Raw genomic sequence first — 3,506 nt, forward strand, 5'->3', positions numbered from 1 at the left:
CACTCCATACGCAGCTCGCTGCCTGCGGACAAACTCATCTTTTTCCCGGCGGACAAGCTCAGGTTGCCGCCCGCCGATATATTCACCTGCTTATTGCTCACAATATGAATGCCTTCGCTATCGTCCAGCTTGATAAAAATAGCGCCATCCTTCCCCGACACAACCAGTTCATCCGGTCCCAGACGAATTTCTTTTCCATGAGGCGTTCGCCAGATTTTCATCTGCGGATTGGAAAACTTGTTGTGTCCGCGCTCTCTGCCCGCCCGTCGAACCGCACTTCCCGCAACCCCATCCTCTTCACGGCTGCCTGGAAAATACAAATAAACCGGATCCCCTATTTCCGGCATCACGTACCAGCCTGTATGTCCCCCGCCGCTATACACCGCTGAATAAGGAAACCAATGCGCCTGATCGACCTCCTGCTTCTCGTCGCAATCCAGATGGATACGCACCTGATCCTGACGCACGTCCACGACCACCCCGCCTAACGAAGCACCCGCCAGTTTTTCCTGATAGTAGCATTTCTGCCGCAAGCCTTTGTACGAGGTAAGCACATATTGATGCCGCAGCAGCCCCTGCCTCATCTCCGAATAGGCCTGAATGACAAACAAACTGTGTCCCTGAAAAGCCAACCGGGCCCCCAAATCCAGCACCTCGTCCGTCTCTACCTCATACACAATAAAATCATTTTCGTCCACCTTTGCCTGCTCGTTCTGCTGAAAATAACGGAAAGGCAGCATTTGCTTGCGCACGGTATAACGGGTATGATCCAGCACCGCCTGTGCCGGGCTGTCCTCAATGCCAAAATAAAATTTGGGACTGTCAAAACGGGCCACAGGCATCAGACTTGTATGATATCGGGAAGCCATGCGTCGTAAAAAAGCCCAGTCCGTCTCCTGGTACTGGATAGCCATCCGCCCGATAGGCTCTCCGGCTGTCGCTCCATCAATGACGTCCAGCCCTTCATAATCCGCGCCAATGATCTCCAGCATCTGGGGAATCGTCATTTTGGTATATTGAAAAGAACGGGTGCGCTGCTGGATATCCATCCGGTAGGTATGAGAAATGGCCTCGACCCTGAGATAGTACACGCCCCGAACGACCTGTACTTCGACCGAAAGCGCGATCCCGCTGAATAGCGGCTTGCTGTCGCCCGATTCATCCCGCAGACTCACCTCAATGACCGTGTTCTTCTCCGTCTCTTCCACATAGCTGTCCCGCATCTCTTCCGGGATAATTCCGGTAAAATACAGCCGGGTATGCTCGTTAATCTTCTTCATGAGGGTAAGCTGCTCCAGTTCGACCAGCTTATAGGGATGGATCAAGATATTATCGTAGCCCAGGCTCATAGCGAACCCGCTCCTTTCTTCCACGTAGAATGCAAGGGCGATGGCACCGGATGAAGCGATTGGACCGTATTTTCCGCTACAGGCAGCCATGCCTTCATGTCCGACTCCATACAGTTAAACGTCCCCATCATCACTTGCCCTGTATGGACAAAAAGCAGTATTTCATTGTACAAATTCGTATCCACGCCCGCAGCGATAAAACGGATGAGCCCGATGGATAGACCGGAACGATTCACCACCACTTGAGTCCCCATCCAGTTGCGGATCGGTTGTACAGACCGCAGAACATCTGCCATCTGCTCGACAAACTCAGGAAGCTCCTCGACCGCCAAAGGGGTTTCCGTTCGATTAAAGGTGATATTCACCGTCCCATCCTCCGAAGTATAAATGACCTCCGGCCGATGCTCTGAAGGGTATTTAAACTTGGCCTGCGCCAGCGGCATGAGCTTGAACAATTTCGGGACGCTTACCTCTAATTGCCCGTCCATAATCACTCTCATTTCCAATGGAATGAGGTCATCGCCCAGCCATAACGCCGATTTTTGTTCCGTTATCGTTTGATCGTGATCGTTGACAGTCGTCTGAGATAGGATCGTATTTTCGTTATTGTTATTAGATGCAGCATAATGATGAAGCTTGTTTTTGATGCTAAGGATCTGCTCGTCCATGTAATTCATAAGAGTAGTCCCTTCTTCTTAGAAATATGACTTCAGAAAACAAAATTGGGAGGATATATTTAACAATACCCATCTTAAGTATGTATCGGCCAGAAGAGAGATTTTTTTACAGATTTTTTTCTGAGCAAGAAAGCCCACGGTTTTTATCGTGGGCTGATAGCTAAGTTGGCATGAAGGCATTTTAGAGTTCCCCAGAAAGATTCCATTGGACCGTTATCGATGCATCGTCCAACACGGATGTCCGTAAAATCCTGCGGGATCAGACATGTTGATTAACCAAATTGTGTAACTCAAACAAGCCCGGCAGGGCTGAATTTTTCTCTTATCCTCTGCATCTTAACGAGCCATTCGGGAGGAAGGGAATTTAGCCTAAATAGACGTGCAAAGTGAATAAAGGACAGCTTTTGATGCCTAGATACGACCCCTTGAGTGGTATCAAATAACCATTTGAGTAACACGTAAACGATGAGAGCTACAAACAGCTGCCCGTACACGGCATTTTCAGTTGTCCCGAACAAAGTAGGGATATTCAAGTGCTGCTTGATCCAGCGAAAGAAAACCTCGATTTGCCACCGGGCTTTATACATCTGTGCGATTTCTTCTGGGGTCACTTGCATGAGATCGGTAACGACGCGGAGTTCTCGGCCATCGAAATCTTGGAAGGTAACGACGCGATGCCGCTTCTTGGATCGACATTGCTCTGTTCCAAGTTGGCACGTAATGTCCCGGATGACCGGGCTGTTAGGCTCTTTTTGCCGGCGTAGAGCACGTGGTTTTTCAAGATGAACGTTATCACGCAGTCGAACGACAAAGGATTGACCTTCTTCTTTGAAACGATCTAATCGTTCGAGCTTCCCGTAAGCCCGGTCCATAACCATAATGTAATCCAAATGGGTTAAGCTTTCACAGAGCGGACCATCATGTTTCGAACCAACCGTTTCGACCACGTTTAGAGGGGAGTCGCATTGGGCTTGCAAAGAAACATGTAGCTTAATGCCCGAACGCTCACCATGGTAAGGGGCCCAGGGCAAGCGAGTTTTTCCTACCGTTACGGTCGTCGAGTCAATCAAAAGCAATTCTTTAGGAAAGGCCAGCTTTCGGGTCGTTTGACGATTACAGGTTTGGATGAGCCGGTGTAGGAGCTCCTTGAATACAGCAAAGGGAACCTCAGCTGCCTTTCCGGAAAAACTGGAATAATGGACAGGAAGCAAGCCGCTGGCTGCTGCATGAACCACACCTGAACGGTAGCTATCCCATTGTTCAGAGGCAGCCATCGCCCAATATTGTAGCAAATGATGGACGGTAAACTTGCGGGCCTTGTCTTTATAGCCGGCGAGTTCGATTGCAGAATCGATTTCTTCTGCAGGCAAAACGGATTGAAGGATGGACAGGATCGTGGTAGACTTTTTCATGGAGTCGCCACCTTTCTTCGGTTGAGTTTGTAGGCGTACAAACATTTTACCGGGTGTGCGGCTTTTTT

The 3,506-nt window shown here is 49.4% G+C and carries 3 protein-coding genes; all 3 read right to left on the reverse strand.

Annotation, left to right across the window (positions count from 1 at the left end; all coding sequences use genetic code 11):
• Positions 1-1,349: phage baseplate assembly protein V (locus ABD76_RS27655; protein ID WP_197260101.1), on the reverse strand; the 1,349-nt coding region annotated here is incomplete at its 3' end.
• Positions 1,346-2,026: a hypothetical protein gene (locus ABD76_RS27660; protein WP_197260102.1), complete on the reverse strand. Its 681-nt coding sequence runs from the start codon at positions 2,024-2,026 to the stop codon at positions 1,346-1,348. The genes ABD76_RS27655 and ABD76_RS27660, both read right to left, overlap by 4 nt.
• A gap of 290 nt (positions 2,027-2,316) precedes the next feature.
• Positions 2,317-3,506 (reverse strand): IS4 family transposase (locus ABD76_RS27665; protein ID WP_242069277.1); only part of this gene is annotated, 1,190 nt, incomplete at its 5' end.

This window comes from Paenibacillus dendritiformis (assembly GCF_015845845.1).
GTDB lineage: Bacteria > Bacillota > Bacilli > Paenibacillales > Paenibacillaceae > Paenibacillus_B > Paenibacillus_B dendritiformis_C.

Excerpts from the sequence above, each read along its gene's own strand:
- ABD76_RS27660 (WP_197260102.1), bottom strand. The coding sequence starts at position 2,026 with ATGAATTACATGGACGAGCAGATCCTTAGCATCAAAAACAAGCTTCAT.